This is a genomic window from Streptomyces sp. NPDC006516 (assembly GCF_040611875.1).
Taxonomy (GTDB): Bacteria; Actinomycetota; Actinomycetes; order Streptomycetales; family Streptomycetaceae; genus Streptomyces.
On sequence record NZ_JBEXPD010000002.1, the window covers coordinates 107,808 to 130,092 of the forward strand.

General features: G+C 72.7%; 18 protein-coding genes, 1 tRNA gene and 2 pseudogenes. 12 read left to right on the forward strand and 9 right to left on the reverse strand.

Annotated elements, in window-relative coordinates; translation table 11 throughout:
• The 7 genes and pseudogenes from ABZY45_RS06530 to ABZY45_RS06560 all read left to right on the forward strand — a co-directional run bounded on the left by ABZY45_RS06530 (position 1) and on the right by ABZY45_RS06560 (position 9,415).
• Positions 1–1,512, forward strand: coding sequence for an ABC transporter substrate-binding protein (locus ABZY45_RS06530; protein ID WP_356736825.1), 1,512 nt, complete (start codon positions 1–3; stop codon positions 1,510–1,512).
• 5 nt (positions 1,513–1,517) lie between these two features.
• Complete coding sequence (locus ABZY45_RS06535) at positions 1,518–3,230, forward strand: ABC transporter permease subunit (RefSeq protein WP_356736827.1); 1,713 nt, start codon at positions 1,518–1,520, stop codon at positions 3,228–3,230.
• Complete coding sequence (locus ABZY45_RS06540; RefSeq protein WP_356736829.1) at positions 3,227–4,480, forward strand: MFS transporter; 1,254 nt, start codon at positions 3,227–3,229, stop codon at positions 4,478–4,480. The genes ABZY45_RS06535 and ABZY45_RS06540 overlap by 4 nt, the downstream gene beginning before the upstream one ends.
• Positions 4,481–4,534: 54 nt before the next feature.
• Positions 4,535–5,935, forward strand: coding sequence for a cysteine--tRNA ligase (cysS, locus tag ABZY45_RS06545; RefSeq protein WP_356736831.1), 1,401 nt, complete (start codon positions 4,535–4,537; stop codon positions 5,933–5,935).
• 104 nt (positions 5,936–6,039) lie between these two features.
• Positions 6,040–6,996 (forward strand): 23S rRNA (guanosine(2251)-2'-O)-methyltransferase RlmB, encoded by a 957-nt coding sequence (rlmB, locus tag ABZY45_RS06550; protein WP_356736833.1) that lies wholly within the window; start codon positions 6,040–6,042, stop codon positions 6,994–6,996.
• A gap of 285 nt (positions 6,997–7,281) precedes the next feature.
• Positions 7,282–7,591, forward strand: a pseudogene (gene rfbC, locus ABZY45_RS06555) (dTDP-4-dehydrorhamnose 3,5-epimerase); the annotation flags it as partial.
• A 204-nt stretch (positions 7,592–7,795) separates the two neighbouring features.
• A complete protein-coding gene (locus ABZY45_RS06560; RefSeq protein ID WP_356736835.1) occupies positions 7,796–9,415 on the forward strand; it encodes a DoxX family protein in 1,620 nt (539 codons plus the stop codon).
• 151 nt (positions 9,416–9,566) lie between these two features.
• Here ABZY45_RS06560 and ABZY45_RS06565 read toward each other — a convergent pair whose 3' ends face one another.
• The 3 genes from ABZY45_RS06565 to ugpC all read right to left on the reverse strand — a co-directional run bounded on the left by ABZY45_RS06565 (position 9,567) and on the right by ugpC (position 12,152).
• Positions 9,567–10,286, reverse strand: coding sequence for a nucleotidyltransferase family protein (locus ABZY45_RS06565; RefSeq protein WP_356736837.1), 720 nt, complete (start codon positions 10,284–10,286; stop codon positions 9,567–9,569).
• A 36-nt stretch (positions 10,287–10,322) separates the two neighbouring features.
• Entirely contained in the window at positions 10,323–10,736 is a 414-nt protein-coding gene (locus tag ABZY45_RS06570) for a hypothetical protein (RefSeq protein WP_099174121.1), read from the reverse strand.
• A 279-nt stretch (positions 10,737–11,015) separates the two neighbouring features.
• Positions 11,016–12,152 (reverse strand): sn-glycerol-3-phosphate ABC transporter ATP-binding protein UgpC, encoded by a 1,137-nt coding sequence (gene ugpC, locus ABZY45_RS06575; protein ID WP_356736839.1) that lies wholly within the window; start codon positions 12,150–12,152, stop codon positions 11,016–11,018.
• A gap of 178 nt (positions 12,153–12,330) precedes the next feature.
• On the opposite strand from ugpC, the gene ABZY45_RS06580 reads away from it, so the two are divergent.
• A tRNA-Thr gene (locus ABZY45_RS06580) sits at positions 12,331–12,405 on the forward strand.
• A 109-nt stretch (positions 12,406–12,514) separates the two neighbouring features.
• Here ABZY45_RS06580 and ABZY45_RS06585 read toward each other — a convergent pair.
• Positions 12,515–13,924, reverse strand: a complete 1,410-nt coding sequence (locus ABZY45_RS06585; protein WP_356736841.1) for an FAD-dependent oxidoreductase — start codon at positions 13,922–13,924, stop codon at positions 12,515–12,517.
• Positions 13,925–13,997: 73 nt separating this feature from the next.
• Here ABZY45_RS06585 and ABZY45_RS06590 point away from each other — a divergent pair, with 73 nt between their 5' ends.
• Together ABZY45_RS06590 and ABZY45_RS06595 are read left to right on the forward strand one after the other, a co-directional pair.
• Positions 13,998–14,906 (forward strand): aminoglycoside phosphotransferase family protein, encoded by a 909-nt coding sequence (locus tag ABZY45_RS06590; protein WP_356736843.1) that lies wholly within the window; start codon positions 13,998–14,000, stop codon positions 14,904–14,906.
• 37 nt (positions 14,907–14,943) lie between these two features.
• Complete coding sequence (locus tag ABZY45_RS06595; RefSeq protein ID WP_356736845.1) at positions 14,944–15,420, forward strand: GNAT family N-acetyltransferase; 477 nt, start codon at positions 14,944–14,946, stop codon at positions 15,418–15,420.
• Positions 15,421–15,503: 83 nt separating this feature from the next.
• On the opposite strand, the pseudogene ABZY45_RS06600 reads toward ABZY45_RS06595, so the two are convergent.
• Positions 15,504–16,492: pseudogene (locus ABZY45_RS06600) on the reverse strand (zinc-binding dehydrogenase).
• A 126-nt stretch (positions 16,493–16,618) separates the two neighbouring features.
• Positions 16,619–17,797: an NAD(P)-binding protein gene (locus ABZY45_RS06605; RefSeq protein WP_356736847.1), complete on the reverse strand. Its 1,179-nt coding sequence runs from the start codon at positions 17,795–17,797 to the stop codon at positions 16,619–16,621.
• A gap of 99 nt (positions 17,798–17,896) precedes the next feature.
• Between ABZY45_RS06605 and ABZY45_RS06610 the strand changes: the two genes are divergently transcribed.
• Positions 17,897–18,604 (forward strand): pentapeptide repeat-containing protein, encoded by a 708-nt coding sequence (locus tag ABZY45_RS06610; RefSeq protein WP_356738687.1) that lies wholly within the window; start codon positions 17,897–17,899, stop codon positions 18,602–18,604.
• A gap of 109 nt (positions 18,605–18,713) precedes the next feature.
• On the opposite strand, the gene ABZY45_RS06615 is transcribed toward ABZY45_RS06610, so the two are convergent.
• Genes ABZY45_RS06615 through ABZY45_RS06625 form a run of 3 tightly spaced genes read right to left on the reverse strand, consistent with a single transcriptional unit; the run spans position 18,714 to position 21,256 of the window.
• Positions 18,714–19,211, reverse strand: a complete 498-nt coding sequence (locus ABZY45_RS06615; RefSeq protein WP_356736849.1) for a hypothetical protein — start codon at positions 19,209–19,211, stop codon at positions 18,714–18,716.
• Positions 19,212–19,265: 54 nt separating this feature from the next.
• Entirely contained in the window at positions 19,266–19,892 is a 627-nt protein-coding gene (locus ABZY45_RS06620; RefSeq protein WP_356736851.1) for a response regulator transcription factor, read from the reverse strand.
• On the reverse strand, positions 19,889–21,256 hold the full coding sequence (locus ABZY45_RS06625; RefSeq protein ID WP_356736853.1) for a sensor histidine kinase: 1,368 nt from the start codon (positions 21,254–21,256) through the stop codon (positions 19,889–19,891). Before ABZY45_RS06625 ends, ABZY45_RS06620 begins: the two co-directional genes overlap by 4 nt.
• A gap of 431 nt (positions 21,257–21,687) precedes the next feature.
• On the opposite strand from ABZY45_RS06625, the gene ABZY45_RS06630 reads away from it, so the two are divergent.
• Entirely contained in the window at positions 21,688–22,245 is a 558-nt protein-coding gene (locus ABZY45_RS06630; RefSeq protein ID WP_356736855.1) for a heme-binding protein, read from the forward strand.
• The last annotated feature ends 40 nt before the right edge of the window (positions 22,246–22,285 follow it).

Consider the following 22,285-nt stretch of genomic DNA (forward strand, 5'->3'; position numbering starts at 1 on the left):
ATGCCTCTGCCCCGAAACCGCCGCGCCACGCTGCCGGTGATCGCCGCCGCTCTGCTGCTCCCGCTCGCCGCCTGTTCCTCGTCCAGCGGCTCCGGAGCCTCCGGTGACGCGCAGCGGCTCCGGGTCGTCATGGCCTTCCCGCCCGCCCAGGCCATGTCCCCGTACGGGGACGACGCGGTCACCCTCAGCCGGCTCGCCGTCATCGAGGGACTCACCACACTGGACAAGAACGGCGCGGCACAGCCCGCGATCGCCACGTCCTGGAAGCGGAACAACCCCACCACCTGGACGTTCACCCTCCGCGACGCCGTCTTCCAGGACGGCGCGAAGGTCGACGCCGACGCCGTCGTCCGCTCACTCTCCGCGGCGGGCAAGGCGTCCCCGCTGCCCCGGGTGCTGTCCGACACCAGCCTGGTCGCGACGGCCACGGCCCCCGACACCGTACGGATCGTCACCGAGGACGCGGACCCGCTGCTCCCGCAGCGGCTCGCCAACCCCTCCCTCACGATCCTGTCCGCCGGCGCCTACAAGAACGGCAAGGTGAACCCGGCCGGGCACGCGACCGGACCGTTCACCCTGACCGAGGTCAAGGGCGCGGTCGCCGCCACCCTCGAGCGCAACGCCGACTACTGGGGCGACAAGGCCGAGTCCCCGGGCGTCGACGTCACCTTCGTCGCCGACGGCACAGCCCGTGCGAACGCGCTCCGGACGAAGAGCGTCGACGTGGCCGAATACGTGCCGATATCGCAGGCGGCGCTGCTCGGCGACGCATACGTCCACGAATTCCCCTCCGCCCGGACCAACGGCCTCTCGCTCAACACCGAGCACGGTGTCTTCGCCGACCCGGCCATGCGCGCCGCCGCCCGCGAGGCCATCGACTCGAAGGCCCTGGTCGACGGGGTGTACGAGGGACGGGCCGACACCGCGCAAGGGCTCCTCGGCCCCGGCGTCCCCTGGGCCGCGGAGCAGCGCACCGCCCCGACGGACCGGGCGAAGGCGGCAGGCCGGGACGAGGTGGCCGGGACGCAGGAGATCGTCCTCGCCACCTACACCAACCGCCCCGAACTCCCCGAGGTCGCGACGCTCGTCCAGCAGCAGCTGGAGAAGCGCGGCTTCACCGTCAAGCAGGTCGTCCGTGACTACGCGCAGCTGGAGGCCGACGCGCTCGCAGGGAAGTACGACGCCTTCATCCAGGCCCGCAACACCCTGCTGGACACCGCCGACCCCCTCTCCTACCTGGCCTCCGACTTCACGTGTGACGGCAGCTTCAACATCTCCCAGCTCTGCGACGAGCGCGTCGACGCCGCCGTCGGCAAGGCCGCGGCGCAGACCGGAACCGACGCCCGCCACCGCGCCGAGATGACCGCCGAGGCCGCTGTCCTGGGCAGCGACGCACTCGTACCGCTCGTCCACGAGCGCTTCGTGCAGGGGTACGACGACGCCCGCGTCGAAGGCGTCGCACTCGACCCGATGGAACGCACGCTCATCACCGCCGACACCCGCCTCGGCTGACCCGCGTGAGGTACCTGGCCGGACGGCTCGGTGCGCTCCTGGCCGTCGTCGCCGTGATCGGGCTGCTGCCCCGGCTCACCCGTACCGACCCGGCGCTGACGATCCTGCACGCCCGGTACGCGGACCGGCCGCCGACACCCGAGGTGCTCGACGCGATCCGCGCCGAGACCGGACTCGACGGCGGCCCGCTGCACGTACTCGGCGGCTGGGCCGCCGGGCTTCTCCGCGGCGACCTGGGTGAGTCCTGGGTCTCCGGGCAGCCGGTCGGCCCCGACGTGACCTCCGCGTTCGGAGTCTCCCTCACCCTCATGGGCGTCTCGCTCGGCGTCGCCGTCCTCCTCGCGCTCGCCCTCGCCGGCGGAACCCTCCGTCGCGGGGCCCGCCGCGGGCTCGTCACCACCCGGGCCGGAGCCGGCGCCGCCGTGCTCGCCGCACTGCCGGAGTTCCTCCTGGCCGCGGTCCTGGCGACCGTCCTCGCCGTGCAGCTGGGCTGGTTCCCGGCCCTCGGCTGGGGCGGCCCCCAGCAGATCGTCCTGCCCGCCCTCGCCATGGGCGTCCCCGCCGGAGCGCTGCTCGGGCGGCTGCTGGACGACGCGCTGCCCGCGGCGTTCGCCGAACCCTGGGCGCGCGCGGCCACCGCGCACGGGCTGCCCGGCCGCCGGATCGCCGTCCAGGCACTGCGCCGCGTACTGCCCGTCCTGCTGCCCCAACTCGGCCTGGTCACCGTCGGGCTCACCGGAGGCGCGGTCGCCGTCGAGACGCTCTACGCCATTCCCGGGCTCGGCGGGACGGCCCTGTCCGCCGCCCTGGCCCAGGACCTGCCCGTCCTCCAGGCCTGCGTGCTGCTGCTGCTCCTGCTCGGCGTCGGCGCCGGACTCGCGGCCCGGATCGGCTCCCGGGCGCTGCTCGGGCCGGCCCGTACCGACGGCGCCCTGCCTCCACTGGCCGCACCGGCCCTCCCCGCGCGCCGCGCGGTGACCGTCGCCGCGATGGTCCTGGCGGCGCTGTTCGTCGCCGTCGTCCTCGCGGGCCTCGCGCGCGACCCCCTCTACGCCGACGCCGCGGCCCGGCTCGCCTCACCCTCGACGGCCCATCCGCTGGGCACCGACTCCCTGGGCCGCGACGTCCTCGCCCGCCTCGCCCACGGCGCCGCCAGGACCGTGCTCACCGCCGTCGCCGTCAGCGCCGTCACCCTGCTCCTGGGACTGCTCGCCGGAGCCGTCCGCGCCGGCGCCCTCACCGAGACGGCCAACGCGCTGCCCGCCGTTCTGGCCGGTCTCGTCGTCGCGGGCGTCGTGGGCCCCGGACCCTGGGGCGCGGCAGGCGCCGTCGCGGCCGTCTCCTGGGCACCGCTCGCCGCGCACACCGCCGCGCTCGCCGCGCAGGAGCGGGCCGCCCCCCACGTCGCCGTGGCCCGGTCCCTCGGGGCCGGGCGGTGGCACCGGCTGCGCCGCCACATCCTGCCGGGCGTCGTCCCGCCGGTCGTACGCCACGCGGTGCTGCGGATCCCGGCCATGGCACTGGCGCTCGCCTCCCTCGGCTTCCTCGGGCTCGGGACGGCGGCCCCCGCCCCGGAGTGGGGCCGCATGCTCTCGGAGAACACGGCCTACGCCGAACGCGCCCCCTGGGCCGTCCTCGCCCCCGCCGCAGCACTCGCCGCCCTCGGCGCGCTCGCGGTGCTGACCTCGGCGTCCGTACGGGGCAGGGGCCGCGGATGACGACGGCCACCAAGGACACCGGCGCCCCGGCGCTCAAGCCCTACATCCGGCTCCTGACCACCACCCAGTTCGCCTTCAACATCGGCTTCTACGCCGTTCTGCCCTACCTCGCCGCCCACCTCGGCGACGGGCTCGGCATGGCGGGGTGGCTCGTCGGGCTCGTGCTGGGCCTGCGCACCTTCAGCCAGCAGGGCCTCTTCGTCGTCGGCGGAGCCCTCACCGACCGCTACGGCCCACGGCCCGTCGTGCTCACCGGCTGTGTCCTGCGCATCGCCGGCTTCTGCTGGCTCGCCCAGGCGGGCTCCACCCCCACCGTGACCGGCGCGGTCCTGCTCATCGGCTTCGCCGCGGCCCTCTTCTCGCCCGCCGTCGAATCCGAGACCGCCAGGGCCGCCGTCGCCCACGAACACGCCTCCGGCACCCCGCGCGCCCAGGTCCTGGCGGTGTTCTCCGCCGCCGGACAGGCCGGAGCCTTCATCGGACCGCTCCTCGGCAGTCTGCTGCTGCTCCTGGGCGGCGGATTCCGTTCCGCCTGTCTCGCCGGGGCCGTGGTCTTCGTCGGCGTACTCGCGGGACACGCCCGCCTCATGCCGCGCAGGCCCCGACGCGTCCCGGCCGCCGCAGCGGGTCCCCGTCCGCCTCTCGGCATCCTGTCCGACCGGCCGTTCCTCGTCCTGTGCCTCGCCTACAGCTGTTACCTCGTCTCCTACAACCAGCTGTACCTCGCCCTGCCCGTCGAGGTGGAGCGCGCCACCGGCTCGCAGGGGGCGCTCGGCGGGCTGTTCGCGCTCTCCTCGCTGCTCGTCGTGGTGGCGCAGCTGCCCCTGACCCGCTGGTCCGTGCGCCGCATCGCGCCGCGTACCGCACTCGTCGCCGGTCTCGCGGTCGTGGCCGCCGGATTCGCCGCGGTGCCGCTCGCCCCCGGCGGGCCCGCCGGGCTGCTCCCCGGGGCCGCGCTCGTCGTCCTGCTCACGCTCGGCCAGATGCTGCTGGTCCCGGCCGCGCGGGGACTGGTGCCCGACCTGGTCGACGACCGTCGGCTCGGGCTCGCCACGGGTGCCCTCTCCTCGGTCTCGGGCCTCGCCGTCCTCGTGGGCAGCGCGGCCACCGGAACGCTCCTCGACACGCCAGGACCCGTCCTGTGGGCGGTCCTCGCCGCCGTCCCCCTGGCCGGCGCGGGACTGGCCCTCACCCTGCCCTCCGGCCGGGGCGCGCCCGGACCCGCCGGGGCCGACACCGATCAGTTGTGACACGTTTTCCACAGGGGGCGCTGGGCACTGGTGCGGGCCCACTACCCTTGAGGAGTGACTATTCGCCTGCATGACACCAACGCCCGGCAGATCCGTGACTTCGTCCCGCTCACCGCGGGCTGTGTCTCGATCTACCTCTGTGGCGCGACTGTCCAGGCCGCTCCGCACATCGGGCACATCAGGTCCGGACTGAACTTCGACATCATGCGCCGCTGGTTCGAATACCGCGGTTACGACGTGACGTTCATCCGGAATGTCACCGACATCGACGACAAGATCATCAAGAAGTCCGCCGAGCAGAACCGCCCCTGGTGGTCCATCGGCTACGAGAACGAGCGCGCGTTCAACGACGGCTACGACGCCCTGGGCTGCCTCCCGCCCACGTACGAACCGCGCGCCACAGGGCACGTCCCCGAGATGATCGAGATGATGCGCGGTCTCATCGAGCGCGGCCACGCCTACGAGGCCGACGGCAACGTCTACTTCGACGTCCGCTCGTACGAGGGATACCTCGAGCTGTCCAACCAGGATCTCGACGACCTGCGCCAGCCCTCCGGGGACAACGAGACCGGCAAGCGGGACAAGCGCGACTTCGCCATGTGGAAGGCCACCAAGCCGGGCGAGCCCAGCTGGGAGACCCCGTGGGGCCGCGGCCGTCCCGGCTGGCACCTCGAGTGCTCCGCGATGGCGCACAAATACCTCGGCTCCGCCTTCGACATCCACGGCGGCGGCATCGACCTGATCTTCCCGCACCACGAGAACGAGATCGCTCAGGCCAAGGCCTTCGGCGACGACTTCGCGAAGTACTGGGTGCACAACGGCTGGGTCACCCTGGCGGGCGAGAAGATGTCGAAGTCCCTCGGCAACTCCGTGCTGGTCAGCGAGATGGTCAAGCAGTGGCGGCCCATCGTCCTGCGCTACTACCTCGGCACCCCGCACTACCGCTCCATGATCGAGTACAGCGAGGAAGCCCTGCGGGAGGCCGAGTCCGCGTTCGCGCGGATCGAGGGCTTCGTCCAGCGCGTGGTGGAGAAGGCCGGGGGGCCGGTCGAGGCCGCCGCCGAGGTGCCGCCCGCGTTCGCCGAGGCCATGGACGACGACCTCGGCGTCCCGCAGGCGCTCGCGATCGTCCACACCACCGTCCGGCAGGGCAATTCCGCCCTCGCAGCCGACGACAAGGAAGCCGCCGTCGCCCGCCTCGCCGAGGTGCGCGCCATGCTCGGCGTCCTGGGTCTTGACCCGCTCGATCCCCACTGGGCGGGCGAGAGCGACCGCGGAGAGGACCTGCACGGCGTCGTCGACACCCTCGTACGGCTCGTCCTCGACCAGCGCCAGTCGGCACGCGAGCGCAAGGACTGGCCCGCCGCCGACGCCATCCGCGACCAGCTCAACCAGTCCGGCCTCGTCATCGAGGACAGCCCCAGCGGACCCCGGTGGACCCTCGGGCCGCGCTGAGCGGACCAGCACCATGCGTGAGCAGCGCAAATGTGCCGCCCGGCCGTCCGGGCGGCACACTTTCACTTGACGACGTATTTCTGAAGCAACGAAACAGGTAGGTCATGGCCGGGAACAGCCAGCGCAGGAACCGCCGCACGTCCAACAAGAAGGGCATGCAGGTCGGCAGCGGTGGCCAGCGACGCCGTGGTCTCGAAGGCAAGGGACCGACGCCGCCCGCCTCCGCCCGTAAGGGACACAAGAAGAACCGGGTGGCGAACGCCCAGGCCAAGCAGGCAGCGGCCCGCCGCCCCGCCCCGCGTCGTGGCGGCGCCAAGGGCACGTCGGAGATGGTCGTCGGCCGCAACCCGGTCTTCGAGGCGCTGCGCGACGGCGTCCCCGCGACCACCCTGTACGTCCAGCAGTACATCGACAACGACGAGCGGGTCCGCGAGGCGCTGCAGCTCGCCGGTGAGCGCGGCAACATCCACCTGATGGAGGCCCCGCGCCCCGAGCTGGACCGCATGACGAACGGCCTGAACCACCAGGGCCTCGTCCTCCAGGTCCCGCCGTACGAGTACGCACACCCCGAGGACCTCACGGCCGCGGCGTACGACAACAACGAGGACCCGCTGATCGTCGCCCTCGACGGTGTCACCGACCCCCGCAACCTCGGCGCGATCGTCCGCTCCGTGTCCGCGTTCGGCGGCCACGGCGTCGTCGTCCCCGAGCGCCGGGCGGCCGGGATGACGGCCGGGGCCTGGAAGTCCTCGGCCGGCACCGCGGCCCGGACCCCCGTCTCCCGGGTCACCAACCTCACGCGTGCCCTGGAGGGCTACCAGAAGGCCGGCCTCACGGTCGTCGGTCTCGCCGCCGACGGCGAGCACACCGTCGAGGACCTGGAGGAGCTGGCGGGTCCGGTCGTCATCGTGATCGGCAGCGAGGGCAAGGGCCTGGGCCGCCTGGTCGGCGAGACCTGCGACTACCGGGTCCGGATCTCCATGCCGGGCGGCGCGGAGTCCCTGAACGCCGGTGTCGCCGCGGGCATCGTGCTCTACGAGGTGGCACGCCGCAGGGCGTGACCCCCTGGACGCCGTGGGGGCCGGAGCCGTTCGGCCCCACGGCGGTGCTCCACGGCCATGCACGGGTGACGCCAACCGGCCTGAGTCGAGGGTTTCGGGGGAGAGCGGGGCCGTCGTGGTGTGAGCGGCGCGGAATTGGCCCCGCACCCGAGTCCTTCAGGGCGCGCGGTACTCGTCGTCAAGGGCGGGAAAACTCCTCGCCGCCCTCGTTGCGGCGGCCCAGGACGGCCGTGCGGGCTCAGCACCACACCCGCGCGAGGCCGACCGCAACGGAGCAGACCCATGGTCTCCCGGCGCGGGGTGCTACGCGGAATCCACTACGCCCAAGTGCCGCCCGACCAGGCGAAGTACGTCAGCTGTCTGCGGGGCGCCGTACTCGAAGTGGCAGTCGGTCTCCGCACCGGATCATCCACGTACGGGCGCTGGGCAGCGCCGACTGCGCGCGGCCGACCGGAACTCCCTGTACCTGGCAGAGGGTTCGGGTCACGCTTTCCTGGCGCCCGAGGACGACATCACCGTCAGGTACCTCTGCTCCGAGGGCTGTGCGCCGGACCGGGAACGCGGTGTCCACCCCCTGGATCCCGACCTCGCCATCGACCGGCCGGGTCGCGTCCCCCCTGCTGCTGTCCGAGAAGGACTCCGCGGCCCCGGCCCCGCGCGAGGCGGCCGAGGCGGGCACGGTCCCTTTTGTTTTGCGTGCGCCGCGTACACGGACTCCGTCCGCACGGAGACGTATTGACGGGTCTCGGACACTTCGGACGCGTCAAGGCAGTGTCCTAATCACACATCACTCGGTTAGATGAGTGTGGACACCAGAACGCCTCGGTTCGACGACCAACCCGCCCTGAGCATGACAAAGGTGGACAGCGACCCCGCGCAGGTCATCGTCAGCCACGCCAGCTTCCGGGTACAGCTCGCCCCGGGTCAGCGCACCCGGCTGCGCCCGGTGGGCGGCCCCGCCGGACCGGTCAGGATCCCCGCCATGAGTGGTGCGGGCGGACGGAGGCGGGCCCCCGTCGTCTGGAGCGGCAGGTCCGAGCCGGGCGACCCCGGAGCGACCGGACTCCTGCAGGCCGTACGGAACTCCACCGCCGGCCACCTCGACACCCGCCCCGGCGCCGGCTACGGCACGGGCTACGACGAAGCGGGCGGCGGCACGCAGGTCATCCCGCGCCTCGACGAGACCCAGCCCAACCCCGTCATCCGGGCGCCCCACCAGGCCGGAGGCGGCCGCAACGGACCGCTGCTGCCGCCCATGCGACAGGCCGTCGGCGCCTACGACGTCGACACCCCGGGCGACGACGCCTACGACGTCACCTACGAAGGCCCCGGCGACGAGGCGAGGAGCGGCGCCACCGCCGGCGAGCGACGCCAGGCCGACACCGTCCGGCACGCGTACTACCCGGGCCGCCGGATGAACCTCGGCGTCGTCCTCCTCCCGCTGCGCGTCATCCTCGGATTCCTCGCCGTCTACGCCGGGATGGGCAAGCTCTGCGACCCCGCCTACTTCGACGGCGGCGACCGCGGCTCCATGGTCAAGTGGCTGACCTCGCTGCACCCCTGGGCCCTCGCCGAACCTCTGCGTGACTTCGCGCTGTCCCACCCCGTCGGCGCCGGTCTCTCGGTCGCCTTCCTCCAGGTCATCGTCGGCGTCCTGACCGTCCTCGGCCTCTGGCAGCGAGTCGCGGCGGCCTTCGGGGCCCTGCTCTCCGCCGCCCTCCTGGTCACGGTCAGCTGGCGCACAGCCGCCGCGTACAACACGCCCGACATCATCCTGCTGGCCGCCTGGAGCCCTCTCGTCATCGCAGGCGCCCCTGTCTACTCCCTGGACGGACGCCTCGCCGGAGAGGCCTGGCGCACCCTCGGCCCGCGCTCGGAGATCTGGGACCTCCGCCGGCGGGTGCTCCGGCGCGGCGCCGTGGTCGCCACGGTCGTCGTCGGCCTGACCCTGCTGGTCGGCTCCATGCTCGGCGGCGCCGTCCGCTCCACCGAGGTCGTCACCGTGCCGGGCCCCGACAGCTACCCGACCAACCAGCTGCCCGGCTCGCCGCTCCCCGACGAGACCAAGGGCAAGAAGCGCGAGCCCTCCCGGACCCCGGAAGGCGGCACCCCGGAGACGGCCCCCTCCAGCGCCCCCGGCACCCCCTCGGCCGAGGAGTCCACACCGGGTTCCGGCCCGGCGAGTGAGTCCGCCCCCACGGCCGGCGCGAGCGCGGGGCCCAGCCAGACCCAGGGCACCGGCCAGGAGCCTCCGCAGGAGCCGGCCCCGCAGGAGCCCCCGACCGGTGACGCCGGTCCCAGCTCCTCCGGGTCCACCGGTTCCGGTGGCACCACCGGTGGTTCGGACGGCGGCGAGTCCGACGGCGGTTCCTCCTCCGGAGGCGCCGGCCAGAACCCCATCGGCGGCCTGCTCGGCTGACGGACGCACCGCACCCCACGAGGGCGGCCACCGGACATCCGGTGGCCGCCCTCGGCTACGTCGGCGGGCGCTCGGGCCGCCGCATACGGGTGTTCCGAGCGCCCCCCGGGCGTTCGGGCAGCCCCACGGGTGTTCCGGCCGCCGAGCGCGCTCAGGTGCCCGCGTGCGCGCCGAGCTCCTTCGCCGCTTCCGTGAGGTCCTTCGCGGTGTCGATCGCCCGCCAGTACGCCCCGTTGGGAAGCGGGTATCCGGCCAGTCGGCGTTCCCGGGCCAGCCGGGGGAACGTCGTCCGCTCGTGGTCGCCGCGGTCCGGCAGCATCGACGTGAAGGCGGGCGCGAAGACGTACACCCCCGCGTTGATCAGATACGGCGAGGGCGGCGACTCGATGAAGTCCGTGATGTGCCCGAAGGCGTCCGTCTCCACGGCGCCCCACGGGATCCGCGGGCGAGCGAGCGCGAGCGTCGCTGTGGCGTCCCGCTCCGCGTGGAAGGCGGCCATCTCCCGCAGCGAGAAGCGGGTCCAGATGTCGCCGTTGGTCGCGTACCACGGCTGTGAAGGGTCGGGCAGCCGCGTCGCGGCATGCTTCAGACCGCCGCCCCGGCCCAAGGGCTCGGTCTCGACGACGGTCGTGACACGCAACGGAAGATCGGCGGAGGCCAGCCAGTCCTGCAGCACATCGGCGAGATGGCCGCACGAGACCACAGCGTCGGTGACGCCCTCGGCGGCCAGCCAGGACAGCTGATGGCCGATGATCGGGGTCCCGGTCCCCGGGATCTCGACCATCGGCTTGGGGCGGTCATCGGTGTACGGGCGAAGCCGCGAGCCCTGACCACCCGCCAGGATCACGGCCTGCGTCGGATACGTATGCATGCCAGGCACGATATGCCGTGCCCGGACGCACCCGGCTCAGCTGAACTGTGCGACGCCCGAGGCGAACGAGGTGTCGCAGACCGGGCGGGAGAAGCGGTGCGCGCGCGTCGGGCCGTACTGGTCGACGGCGGCCTTGCCCAGCGCCTTGGCGATCGACATGCAGTGCTTGGCGAGCGAGGGGCGGCCCTCGACGGTGCGCTGCAGGCTCGTCAGCGCGGCACCCGGGTCCTTCTCGCGGAGCTCCAGGAGGAGCTTGTCGCGCAGGACGTCCTGCGGGGCACGGGCCTTCGCCTGCTTCGACACGGTCTCCGAGGCGGCGGTCAGCAACTGGGTCTCGGTGTCCTGCCCCGACCACTGCACGCGGGTGACCGCGAGGGTCCCGGACAGGACCATGACGACGGGCAGTACGAGAGCGAGGGTTCGGCCGATTCGGCGCGCGGTGTGGGTCACGCAGGCGAGCGTAGCGGGCAGTGATGACTCGGCGACATTTCGTCACCCCTGCGGGGGATGGTTCGAGAGGTCTTTTCGAATCGCGCGTTGACGCGCCGGGTCGAATTGACCGGTGTGTCGGGGTATTTGGTGCCGCGCCGGTCCAAAACCCGATTCCGCCCGCACCACGCAGACGGCCCCGCGCCCTGGAGAGGACGCGGGGCCGTAGCAGCATGATCAGGAAGTCGAGCGATCAAGCGGTGGAGCGGTGGGCCGTGGAGCGGCCGGCCAGTCGAGAGGTCAGGCCGTCAGGCGCTCACCGGTCGACGTCGCGAAGACGTGCAGCTCCTCCGGGCGGGGCACGACGTGCAGCTCGGTGCCCTTCTCCGGGACGGCGCGGCCGCCGACGCGGACGACCAGGTCCTTGTGCTCGCCACCGACCTGCGCGCCACCGTAGACGAAGCCGTCGGCGCCGAGCTCCTCGACGACGTTGACGGAGACCGCCAGGCCGGCCGGGGCGTCGGAGGAGGCCTTGGAGAGGCCGGTCGCGGCGGCGCCACCGTGCTCGACGATGTCGAAGTGCTCCGGGCGGATGCCGACGGTGACGGTGGTGTCACCGCGGTTCGCGGCGGCGGTGAGCGCCTCGCGGGAGACCGGGACGACGCTGTTGCCGAACTTCACGCCGCCGTCGGTGATCGGGACCTCGACGAGGTTCATCGCCGGGGAGCCGATGAAGCCGGCCACGAAGAGGTTCGCCGGGCGGTCGTACATGTTGCGCGGCGAGTCGACCTGCTGGAGCAGACCGTCCTTGAGGACCGCGACGCGGTCACCCATGGTGAGGGCCTCGACCTGGTCGTGGGTGACGTACACGGTGGTGATGCCGAGGCGGCGCTGCAGCGAGGCGATCTGCGTACGGGTCGACACACGGAGCTTGGCGTCGAGGTTCGACAGCGGCTCGTCCATGAGGAAGACCTGCGGCTCACGCACGATGGCGCGGCCCATCGCCACACGCTGACGCTGACCACCGGAGAGCGCCTTCGGCTTGCGGTCCAGGTAGTCGGTGAGGTCCAGCATCTTGGCGGCCTCTTCGACCTTCGCGCGGATCTCGGTCTTGTTCACACCGGCGATCTTGAGCGCGAAGCCCATGTTGTCCGCGACGGACATGTGCGGGTAGAGCGCGTAGTTCTGGAACACCATGGCGATGTCCCGGTCCTTCGGGGGCAGGTGCGTGACGTCGCGGTCACCGATGCGGATCGCACCGCCGTTGACGTCCTCGAGACCCGCGAGCATGCGCAGGGAGGTCGACTTGCCACAACCGGAAGGACCGACGAGGACGAGGAACTCGCCGTCCTCGATGTCGATCTCGAGCTGGTCCACAGCCGGCTTCGTGGAGCCGGGGTAGACGCGGGACGCCTTGTCGAACGTGACACTGGCCATGACGATGCTTCTCCTCAACCGGCAGGAACGTGCCGGACGATCCGAGTAAGGGAGTGGTGTGGTCCACTGGAGTGAACCTGAGGTGACGCTACCTGGCGTTTTGGGATCTGTCAGTAGGCCTGAGGTCTCGAATATGGCGCGGCTTCCGGCCGCGGTGTTGGTTACACTGCTCCCGCACGCCTCCTTAGCTCAGTCCGGCCAGAGCAACGCACTTGTAATGCGTAGGTCGTCGGTTCGAATCCGACAGGGGGCTCCGAGAAACCCCAGGTCACTCCGGTGTGACCTGGGGTTTTCTGCTTTTCGTACACCCACGCCCATGCGCCGGCCCGGCAGCCGGACGTGCCCGTGAAAGCCCGACGGTCTCAGTGGCGTCCCGCGATGCGGTCCGCCGTTCTTGCCAGGGGGTCCGTGGTGGGGCGGGACGAAGTGGTCTCGCGGCGGTCGGCGGTGCGGTAGGCGGCGTAGAGGGTGTGGACCCCGAGCCAGCGGAAGGGTTCGGGTTCCCAGCGGCGGACCTTGTGGTTGACCCAGGGCAGTGTGGTCAGCTCGGTGGGGCCCGCCTGGCCGGAGTCCTGCTGGATCAGGTCGCGCAGGGTGCGGGCCGCGAGGTTGGCGGTGGCGACGCCTGAGCCGACGTAACCTCCGGCCCAGCCGAGGCCCGTGCTGCGGTCCAGGGTGACGGTGGCGCACCAGTCGCGGGGGACGCCGAGTACGCCGGACCAGGCGTGGTCGATGCGGGTGCCCGCCGTGGTGGGGAAGAAGCGGACGAGCAGGTCGCGGAGGGCCTCGATGGTGGCGGGCTGGGTGCGGGCCGTTCCGTGGACGTTGGCGGCCACCGAGCCGTAGCGGTACGGGACGCCCCGGCCGCCGAGGGCGATGCGGTCGTCTGCGGTGCGCTGGGCGTACATGTAGGCGTGGGCCATGTCGCCGAGGGTTTCGCGGCCGTCCCAGCCGATGGTGTCCCAGAGCGCCTTGGGCAGGGGCTCGGTGACGATCATCGAGGAGTTCATGGGGAGCCAGGTGCGTCTGTGGCCCTTGAGGCCCGCGGTGAAGCCCTCGGTGCAGCGCAGGACGTAGGGAGCGCGGACCGTGCCGTACGGGGTCACGGCGTGCTTGGGCTTGATCTCGGTGACGGGCGTCGACTCGTGGATGGTGACGCCGAGGGCCTCCACGGCGTCGGCGAGGCCCTTGACCAGCTTGGCGGGGTGCAGGCGCGCGCCGTGCGGGGTCCAGCTGGAGCCGACGGCACCGGAGACGCGGATGCGCTCGGCGGTCTCGCGGGCGCCGCGCAGGACGCGGCCGGTCTCGCCGAAGGCGATCTCGACGGAGTGGAAGTCCTTCAGGCGGGCCAGCTGGGCCGGGGTGTGGGCGACTTCGAGCACGCCGCCGTGGTGGATGTCGGCGTCGATGTTCTCCTCGCCGGCGACCCGGATCACCTCGCCCACGGTGTCGTTCATGGCCTGCTGGAGGCGGACGGCGGCGTCGTGGCCGTGCAGCTTGGCGTAGCGGTCGCGTCCCGCGATGCCGTTGTAGAGCCAGCCGCCGTTGCGGCCGGAGGCGCCGTAGCCGCAGAACTTGGCTTCCAGGACGGTGATGTTGAGGAACGGGACGGCCTTCTTGAGGTAGTACGCCGTCCAGAGCCCGGTGTAGCCGCCGCCGACGATGCAGACGTCGGCGGTGCTGTCGCCGGGGAGGGGTTCGCGGGGGGCTGGGGTGCCCTCGCTCGCGTACCAGAACGATATGCCGCCGTTGACGGTACTGACGGTGCTCATGTGTCCCCTGCTTGTCCGTGTGCAGCCGTGTGCAGCCGTGTCGCTGGAGGGACGTTACCTCTACGCTCGGGCTGTGATCGAGGTTCCGGACGAGCTGGTCGTGAGCCTGTGCACCCATGGTGGTGCGGAGGGCCGGGTGTTCGCCGACGCGTTGCCAGGGACGGCTGCCGCGTACCTCGACGCATGGGGTCTGCGGCTGGACGGTCCGGCGATGTACGGGCTCTGCGCGCTGGTGCTTCCGGTGGTGCGGGAGGACGGCAGCGGGGCGGCGCTGAAGCTGCAACGGGTGAACGAGGAGACGGCGGGGGAACCGGTCGCGCTACGGGTCTGGGGTGAGGCCGGCGCGGGCGCGGTGGGTCTGCTCGACCATGATCCGGCTACGGGCGTGATGCTGCTGGAACGGCTGGACGAGCGGCGCCCGTTGACCGGGGTGGATGACGCGCGGGCTGCGGTGAGGGTGCTCGCGGAGTCCTTGTCGCGGCTGGTCCGTGTCCCTGCCCCGCCGGGGATGCGACGGCTCGGGGACGCGGCCGCGCGGATGCTGGAGGCGGCGCCCGGGGCGGCTGCGCGGCTGGCCGACGTGGACCAGCGGCGGTTGCTCCTGGACTGTGCGGCGGCGGTGCGGGAGGTGGCGGGGGAGCCGGGGGACCGGTTGCTGCACTGGGACCTGCACTACGACAACATCCTGGCCGGGCGCGCGGAGGAGGGCCGGGCCGGGGAGTGGGTCGCGCTGGACCCCAAGCCGCTGAGCGGGGATCCGGGTTTCGAGCTGTTCCCGGCGCTGGACAACCGGTTCGACGCGTCCGAGGTGCTGTGGAGGTTCGATCTGCTGACGGGGGTGCTGGGGCTGGACCGGCAGCGCGCGCGGGCGTGGACGCTGGGGCGGGTGCTGCAGAACGGGCTCTGGGGGATCCGGGGCGGGGCGCGGCGGCTGCCGGCGGACCACGCGGAGATCGCCCGGCGGTTGCTGGGACGGAACTGAAGGGCGCGGGGCGGGCCTGTCTGTCTAGGCTGCGCCCATGATTCGTACAGCCACTGCTGAAGACGTCCCTGCCATCCATGCCATGGTCCGTGAACTCGCCGAGTACGAGAAGGCCCTCGACGAGGCCAACGCCACCGAGGAGCAGCTCCACGAGGCGCTGTTCGGTGAGCGGCCTGCCGCGTACGCGCACATGGCGGTGTCGGACGAGGACGGCGAGGTGGTCGGGTTCGCGCTGTGGTTCCTCAACTTCTCGACGTGGCGCGGGGTGCACGGGGTGTATCTGGAGGACCTGTACGTACGCCCGGAGCGGCGCGGCGGCGGTCACGGGAAGGCGTTGCTGACGGAGCTGGCGCGGATCTGTGTGGAGCGCGGGTACGGGCGGCTGGAGTGGTCGGTGCTGGACTGGAACGCCCCGTCCATCGCGTTCTACGAGTCGCTCGGTGCGCGTCCGCAGGACGAGTGGACGGTGTACCGGCTGACGGACGGGGCGCTGGCGGAGCTCGGGGCGGTCTGAGCGGGTTCCTGGCGGAAGCGGCCTCTGGGGCGGGTTTCCTGAAGGGAGCGGTCAGCGGCAGCGGTTTTGGACGGGAGCGGTTCCTACGGGACGAGGACGACCTTGCCCACCGTCCCGCGTGTCTCCAGTGCGCGGTGGGCGGCAGCCGCTTCGGCGAGCGGGAAGCGGGTGACGGCAGGGCGGAGGCGGCCCGCGGCGGCCTCGGCCAGGGCCCGGGTCTCCAGGGCCCTCATGCCGCCGCCCTTCTCGATCATGGCGGGGCCGAGGACGTTCCGGGACGTGATGCCGCGTGCGGCAAGTTCCTCCTCGCTGAAGGAGAGAGCCTGTCCGCCCGAACTGCCGTAGACGATGTGCAGGCCGCCCTCGCCGAGCAGGTCGACGGCGGCGCGCGCGGTGATCGAGCCGACCGAGTCGTAGACCACGGTGGCCCGGCGGCCGAGGGCGTCGAGGTGGGCACGGACGCGGCGTGGCCAGTCGGAGAGGGTGTAGTCGACGGCGAGGTCTGCTCCGTTCGCCGTGACGCGGGCGGTCTTGGCGGGCCCGCCGGCGAGGCCGATGACCGTGGCTCCGGCGTTCCTGGCGTACTGGACGAGGAGCGTGCCCATGCCCCGGCGGCGGCGGTGACGAGGACGACGGATTCGGGGCCGAGTTCGGTGTACTGGAGGATGCCCAGCGTGGTGCGGCCGGTGCCGATCATGGCCACGGCCTCGGCCGGGGTGAGGCCTTCGGGGAGTGGGTGGAGTCGTTCGGCGTCGACGACGGTCAGTTCGGCGTAGCCGCCGGGGGCCTGGCCGATGTGGGCGACGACTGCGCGGCCGAGCCAGGCCGGGTCGGTCCCTTCGCCGAGGGCTTCGACGGTTCCCGCGATCTCGCGGCCCGGGATCGTGGGGAGTTCGTCGGCGGTGGACCGGTAGGGGCCGGGTCTGCCTTCGCGCAGGTGGGTGTCCAGAAGGTGCACGCCGGCCGCGGCGACGGCGATCCGCACCTGGCCGGGAGCGGGGACGGGGTCTTCGGTCCACTCGTGGACGAGATTCTCCGCAGGGCCGAAGGCGTGGAGGCGGATGGCGTACATGGCGGGGCTCCCCGGGGCTGGTTTCGCGGCTGGTGCCACCAGCTTTCGACCTCGAGCACGGTTGAGGTCAAGCTGTTCATGCGGTTCGCGGCCCGGGTACGGGGCTGCCGTGCCGTGCCGAGGTGCTCACGTGGTGCGGGCTCCGGTTCGTGCTGTGCCGAGGAGTTTCATGGCCAGGACCGCCGCCGCGATGCCGCTGTTGAACGAGACCTCGCTCAGGAGCCCCGGCGCGGCGACCTGGTCCCCCGCCAGGAGGATTCCGTCCCCCCGGTCGACGGCGGGCCGGTCGCGCCAGGTGGTGCCGGGCTTGTCGACGGCGCCCGTGCGGCCGGAGGCGAGGGCTTCGCGGCGCCAGGTGGTGCGGTCGCGCCAGCCGGGGAAGCCGAGGTCGAGCATGTCCTCGGCCCGGCGGACCGCGTCGGCGCGCGCCGCGTCCGGGGCGAGGGGGATCTGGGCCTGGATGAGCTGTTCGCCGGGCGGGGCGAGCGTCGGGTCCTGGGCGGTGAACCGTTCGATCCAGCCGGGGGCGTCGAGGTCGGAGACGATGAACGGGTCTCCGCGCCGGGTCCGCAGGGCCAGGTCGAGCAGGGCGGTCCGGCCGCTGTCCCAGGCCAGGGTGGTGTCCTCCAGCAGGGCGCGGGCGGAGTCGAGGTGGGTGGCGACGATGACCGGCCCGCCGCGCCGGAGCCCGGCGAGTTCGCGGGGGCCGACGCGTGTGCCGGTCTTGATGTGTACGCCGAGATCCCACGCCCGGGCGGCCATCCGGTCGATGAGCTGCGCCCAGCCGCCGACGGGGTAGCGGGCCTCGGGCGGGAGGGCCGTGGCGCGGCGGAGCCGTTCCTGGACGAACGCCGCGGAGAGTGATCCGGGGTCGTGGTGGAAGAGCGCCACGCCCATGTAGTGGGCCGCCGCGCGGGCCCCCGCTCCGCCGACCTGGCCGGTGGCCCAGCTGAGGAAGTCGCTGTCCACGGGTGCGGTGCCGCGGCGGGCGAGGCGCAGCATGCCCACGGGCGGGGTCCTGCGCAGTGTGCCGCCGCGGTGGAAGAGGAAGCGTGCGCCTTCGAGGGGCGGTACGGAGGCCAGCGGGCCCAGGAGCCCTCGCTGATGGAGCCAGGTCCGGTGCGGGCCGCGCCGGTAGAGGGCGTGCGGTCCTTCGTTGGTGAGGTAGGGGCCGTCCGAGGTCCTGGCCCGCCCGCCGAGGGTGTGGTGCGCCTCGTGGAGGGTGACCTGGACGCGGGATTCGGCGGCGGTGATGGCGGCGGTGAGCCCGGCGAGACCGCCGCCGACGATGTGGATGCGCTGCATGACTGGTCTCCTCGCGGTGGGCGCTTCTGCACAGGGGACGGTCGGGTGGGGCGGTCTGTGACATCGGGCCGGGAGGCGATGTCAGTGCTGTGCGTCACGATGGTGGGCATGGCACGCACAGGCAACAGGAGCAGCGGGGGCGCGGGCGCGAAGGACGGGGTGGCGGCCGCACGTCGGCCGGAGGTCCGGCTGCCCCCGCTCACGGAGTTCGACGGGACGGAGCTGGAGCCGGACGGGGACTACGACGGTCTGCGGTTCGAGGGCACGGATCTCGCCGACGCGTCGGGTCCGGGCGCGCGTTTCATGGACTGTGAGCTGAGCGGCTGCGTCCTGGACCGTACGGAGCTGGGGCGGGCCAGGTTCATGGACTCGGTGCTGACGGGCGTGCGGGGCGTGGGCACGGATCTCGCGGGGGCATCGCTGCGGGACGTGGAAGTCGTGGACGCCCGGCTGGGCGGTGTACAGCTGCACGGGGCGGTGCTGGAGCGGGTGCTCGTGCGGGGCGGGAAGATCGATTACCTGAATCTGCGCAAGGCGCGGCTGAAGGACGTGGTGTTCGAGGGCTGTGTGCTCTCGGAGCCGGATTTCGGGGAGGCGCAGCTGGTCCGGGTGGAGTTCCGGGACTGTGTGCTGAAGCGGGCCGACTTCAGCTCCACGCGGATGGATTCCGTGGATCTGCGGACGGTGGCCGAGCTCGACATCGCGCGGGGTGTGGAGCGGCTTGCGGGCGCGGTGATCAGTCCGCTCCAGCTGATGGAGCTGGCTCCGGCGTTCGCGGCGCAGATCGGGGTGCGCGTGGAGGCGTGAGGAGCGGGCGGCCGGCGTCCGTCGTCTGCGGGGAGGTGGGCGGCCGGTGCTCAGATGCGGGGGACCACGTGCCCGGTGCGCAGAGGCGGGCGACCAGGTGCCCGGGTGCTCAGATGCGGGGGAAGCGGGCCTGGAGATCCCAGATGACGGGGTTGTCGGCGAGGCCCTCGTGCATGTCGGCCAGGTCGGCGATGAGGTCGTGCAGGAAGTCGCGGGCCTCGCGGCGCAGCAGCGAGTGGCTGAAGGTCAGCGGGGGTTCGTCGCCGGGCATCCAGTCGGCCTCGACGTCCACCCAGCCGAAGCGCCGCTCGAAGAGCATGCGGTCGGACGATTCGGTGAAGTCGAGCTCGGCGTACTGCTGGCGGTGCGAGCGGTTCCCGCGGGGGTCGCGGTCGATCTGCTCGACGATGTCGCAGAGGGCCCAGGCGAAGTCGAGCACGGGGACCCATCCCCAGGCTGTGGACACTTCGCGGTCGGCCTTGGTGTCGGCGAGGTAGACGTCCCCGGAGAACAGGTCGTGCCGCAGGGCGTGGACGTCCGCGCGGCGGTAGTCGGTCTGCGGGGGGTCCGGGAAGCGCCGGGAGAGGGAGTAGCCGATGTCGAGCACGGTTCGATGGTGTCATGCCACGCGAAGTGCCTGCGCCCTGCGGGAGCCGCCGCCCTACGGCAGCAGTCGCTGCTCCTTGGCGACGGCGACCGCTCCCGCCCGGGTGTCCACGCCGAGCTTCTCGTAGATCCTGCCCAGGTGGGTCTTGACGGTGGCCTCGCTGATGAAGAGGGCGCGCGCGATGTCACGGTTGCCGAGCCCTTGGGACAGCTGGCCCAGGATGTCGCGTTCGCGGTCGGTCAGGGTCGGGCGGGGGCTGCGCATCCGGGCCATGACGCGGCTGGCCACCGGAGCGGAGAGCGTGGTGCGTCCCTGGGCCGCCGCGCGGATCGCGGCGAACAACTCCTCCGGGCGCTCGGCCTTCAGCAGGTAACCGGTGGCCCCGGCCTCGATGGCGCGGGTGATGTCGGCGTCGGTGTCGTACGTGGTGAGGACGAGGACGTGCACGCTTCCGGCGGCGGCGATGCGGCGGGTGGCTTCGACGCCGTCGATACCAGGGCCCAGCTGGAGGTCCATCAGGACGACGTCAGGGGCGAGCCGGGAGGCGAGGGCGACGGCCTCCTCGCCGCTGCCCGCCTCGCCGACGACCTCGATGTCCGGCTCGCCGCCGAGAAGGGCGAGCAGTCCGGCCCGTACGACGGCGTGGTCGTCGCAGAGCAGGGTCCGTACGGTCGGATTCATGCGCGTTCCTCCGTGGCGGCGGGGGTGGGGGTGTGGGGGAGGGGAACGGCGGCGGACAGGACCGTGCCTTCGCCGGGCGCCGATTCGATGGTCAGGGTGCCGCCCAGCTGCTGGACCCGGGCCCGCATCGCCGGCAGCCCGTGGCCGCGTACGCCTTCGGACGGGTGGGCCGCCTGGTGGGCGGGGCTGAAGCCCCGGCCGTTGTCGGCGATGTCGAGGACGACCCGGTCGTCCAGGTGGGTCAGGGTGAGCGCGGCGATGGTGGCCTCGGCGTGCTCGGCGATGTTCGCGAGGGCGCCCTGCGCGATCCGGAGCAGTGCCGACTGCACGCGGTCGGGAAGGGGCGCGGCCGGCACGCCCTCGACGTGGCAGCGCACGGTGAGGTGTGCGGCCCCCTGCGCGGTCTCGCGGGCGGCGAGCGCGTGCAGCGCCGCCTCCAGACCACCGCCCTCCGCCAGGTCGGCCGGGGCGAGGTCGTGCACGAAGCGGCGGGCCTCGGCGAGATTGTGTTCGGCGATGCCGGTCGCGGTCAGGACGTGGCGCCGGGCGGTCGCGGGATCGGTGTCCCAGGAGCGGTCGGCGGCCTGGAGCAGCATCTGCTGGCTGGAGAGGCCCTGGGCCAGGGTGTCGTGGATCTCCATGGAGAGCCGCTGTCGTTCGGCGAGGGTGCCCTCCCTGCGTTCCGTCGCCGCGAGTTCCCGCCGGGTGCGCAGCAGGTCGTCGATGAGCTCGCGTTGGCGCGCGGCCAGGTCGCGCTGGCGTACGGCCTGGCGCTGCATGTGGACGAAGACGGCGCTGGCGACCGCCGCGACGGCGGGCGGGGCCAGGACGAGATTCGGGTCGAAGCCCGTGGCGAGCCGCAGCTGGGCCGCGACGACGAACACGGTGAGCAGGGCGACCAGCCCCAGGGCGGCGCGGGGCGGCAGGATCCGCAGCCCTGTGTAGAAGAGCGGGACGGCACACCACGCGAAGCTCGGGGCGAGGACGACCAGGATCATCCATACGACGACGAGGACGCCGAGCCACGCCAGCCGCCGGGGCGTGCGGCGGGAGCCGAACACCGGGCCGAGGAGATAGAGCACGGCGAGCACGGCTGAGAGCGCGATGATCCACGGGGTACGGGTCTCACCGGGGTGGCGCATCAGGAAACGGGCGAGTGAGGCGCCCAGGAGCAGGAAGAACGCGGCGTGCATGAGGAGGGCCAGCCAGCGGGCGTCGGGGTCACCCGCTGTCGTCGCCGCCCGTGAGCCGGTGGAGGCCGGCTCCTCCGGGGCCGGGTCGTGCTCAGGGTCCCCGACCGGTCCCGCCGCCGTGTTGGCCGCCGTCGTCCGGTCCGTGTCGGGACCGGTTCCGTTCCGCCGCACCTCGTGACCCCGCGTTCCCTCGACCGTGCCGTGTCCTGCTGTGCCCTGCTCTGCCACCCTGCCGTGCAGTCCCGCCCTGCCGCGCGCGGCGGGCCGGAGCGCCCACCTCCGCGCGTCCGGAGCGCCCGCCCCTGCGCCACCCGAGCGCATGCCCGCGCCGGAGCACTCACCCCGCCCCGCCGGAGCACAAGCCCCGCCGACGAGTCGCCTCGCGTCACCGCTGACCTGCGCGGACATCCCATCGTCACCCCTCGGGCCCCCCTCCGCATCAACCGATCGGCTGACAGGGCCGTCCGCCGACCCGGGGGCGGCTTCGAGCCGGAACGCCGACCGTGCGGGACCGGATCCGGCCGGAGGATCGATACCGGAAGCAGAACGGTTCGAGGCCGAAGTCATTCGAGTCCGGGCCCGAAGTCACTCGAGGAGTCCCCATGAAGAAGATGTCGCTGCGCACCCGTGTCCTGACCGGTGCTGTCGCCGCCGCTGCCCTGGGCGCCGGGACCTTCGGCGCGATGTCGGCGAGCGCGTCCACTCCGGCCGCCGCTCCTGCCGCTGCCGTGAAGGCCGACACCGCCGACCGGAACCTCCAGCAGTCCACGCATCTGACCGTCGCCGCCGCCACCAAGGCCGCGCAGGCCGCTCTGGACGCCGCGAAGAAGGAGAACCAGCGCATCTCGGTGGCCGTCGTGGACCGCAACGGCAACACCGTCGTCACCCTGCGCGGCGACGGCGCGGGCCCGCAGTCCCCCGAGTCCGCCGTGAAGAAGGCGTTCACCGCCGTCTCCTGGAACGCGCCCACCTCCGAGCTGGTCAAGCGCCTGGAGCAGGCTCCGAACCTGAAGGACATCCCCGGCACCCTGTTCCTCGCCGGCGGCGCGCCCGTGCAGGTCAAGGGCGCTCCGGTGGCCGGTATCGGTGTGGCGGGCGCGCCGAGCGGTGACCTCGACGAGAAGTTCGCCTCGGCGGGCGTCGCGGCCCTCGGCAAGTAGGTCCACGCGAGGCAAGCAGGGTCCCCCCGGCACCGACCGC